This window comes from Mycobacterium sp., from assembly GCF_049673265.1.
Classification (GTDB): Bacteria; Actinomycetota; Actinomycetes; order Mycobacteriales; family Mycobacteriaceae; genus Mycobacterium.
The window spans coordinates 1-2,037 of sequence record NZ_JBATXN010000688.1 but is presented as its reverse complement, the minus strand read 5'-3'; the positions used below and the strand labels follow the sequence as shown (position 1 = coordinate 2,037).

Below are 2,037 nucleotides of genomic sequence, written 5' to 3'. Positions count from 1 at the left end.
GCCCACCTGCGGGTCGGCGCCGGCACGATCGCCAGCGGGACATCCAGCAGACCCCACCCGAGTAGTCGGTGCACACCAAGCGCCAACGCCTGAGCCAACGGCGTGATGAGGTCGGTGCGGCCGCGGTCTTTCATCGCGACGATCGCTTGGCGGCGCGCACCCGCGTAGCGGCCCAGCGCCAACACCGGAACTCCCGCGTCGATGCGCGGGCTCACCACCCGCGGCGCCTCGTGACCCACGGCCAGCTCGCGGGCGCAGGCCTCGCACCAGCGGGTCGACGGCGCCGCACAGCCGCCGCATTCCAGCGGAAGAACGAGATCGAGCACAGCGCCAGTGTGACGGCGGGGGCCGACAGGTTGGCTAACCCGCGCGACTGGGCACTTATCCGGGCAGCACCGGCACCGCGCCGGCCACCATGAACGGCGGTATGTCCAACCAGCCCTGCGGCCCTTCGGCTCCCGAAATCGACAGCTGCATCACCCCGCGCGGATCGGCCACGTACACCATCGAGGGATTAGCCGCGATCACGGACACCGGCTGTTGCAGATTGCCGTTCGGCGCATCGGAGTTCACCCCGTCGATGTTGACGTAGGACACCGGATGCTCAGGATCGTTGCGGCTCACCGCAATGTCGTCGTCGGTGCGCCACGACAACGACACCACCGAGGAACCCAGCCCGAACCCGAGCCGACGCGGGTAGGTCAACGCGAACTGGCCCGCCTGGGTCTGCTCGACGCTGGCCAGGATCACCTGGCCACCGATGAGCATCGCCGCGCGCGTCCCGTCCCGGGACAGCTGCAGGTCGGCGAGCACACCCGGGAAGCGAGTGGACACCGCCGCCGAATCCACCGGTAGACGCGCCGGCTGACCCGAAGCCGTGCCCGCGATGGCGCGCAGCACGGTGTTGCCGTCGGCGACCACCCACACCGCCTCATCCAGCGACCAGCTGGGCCGCGACAACGTATGCCCGTCAGCGGCTTCCACCGCCTCGCCGCCGAGATCGCCGATCCACAACGACGCGGCCATATCCGGAGCGCCCGGCCGCAGCGTCACCACCGACGCGACCTGGTGCCCGCTGCGCGACAGCGCGGCTCCGGTCTGGTCCGTTGTTCGCCCGAACGCACCAGGCACCGGGTCGGAGGTCTGCCCGTTCAGCGACACAAGCCTGCCACCCACCAGCGCGTGCACGCCGGCCGCGGCACCCTCCGCGACACCCGGGTCGGTGGCGGCGACGTCGGAGGGGTTCCACCCGGCGGCGAACCTCTCGTCGAGCGCGGCGCCGTCGGCGTTGATCACGTAGGGCCCTTTGATATCGGCACGAGCCAGGGTCCAGATGATCTGCGCGGCAAGCAATTGCTTGCTATGCGGGTCGGCGACGGTCAGCAGTTCCAGATCGATGCGGGCGCCGGCGTAACCATGTCCGATGCCGGTCTTTCCGCCGTCGGCCCGAGTCACCGGTCCGCGCAGCCGCAGCGGCGGGCCGAGCATGTTGCGCACGCTCTTGGCCATCTCCGGACGCGGACCGGCGATCAGCTTGGAAACCAGTTCGGTGGCCAACTGATCACGGTCGGCGACCGCGACGTAGCGCGGATCCGGAACGACGGTCTTGCCGGTCGGGTCCGCGAAATAGAGCGTGTTGCGCTTGTAGGTGGCCTGGAATTGCTGCCAGTCCAAGAAGACGCCGTTGGGCAGGCGGTCGATGCGCCAGCCGCCCGGTGTCTTGATCAGCTCGATCGGACCGGGATCAGGCAGCATGCCCTCGGCTGTTTCAAATACGCCCATATCCGAGAGCGACCCGAGTTTGTCTGCCCGCATCGTCACCGAAACCCGTTCACTGCTATGGGTTTCCACGAAGACCACGTGGTCGATCAGTAGCGCGCTGCCGGCATCATCCCACGCGTTCGACGCAGACTGGGTGAGGAACTGACGCGCCGCAAGGTGGCGGTTGGCCGGATCCGCGGTGGCTTTGAGGAATTCGCGCAGCAGCATGTCGGGATCCATACCCGGCGTCGGCTTGGGCAGGTTCGACGGCGCCGG

At 68.7% G+C, this 2,037-nt stretch carries 1 protein-coding gene and 1 pseudogene; both read right to left on the bottom strand.

Annotation, left to right across the window (positions count from 1 at the left end):
- A pseudogene (locus WBF82_RS23435) lies at nt 1-326 on the bottom strand (ComF family protein); the annotation flags it as partial.
- 55 nt (nt 327-381) lie between these two features.
- Nucleotides 382-2,037: MtrAB system accessory lipoprotein LpqB (gene lpqB / locus WBF82_RS23430; RefSeq protein ID WP_424385319.1), on the bottom strand; the 1,656-nt coding region annotated here is incomplete at its 5' end.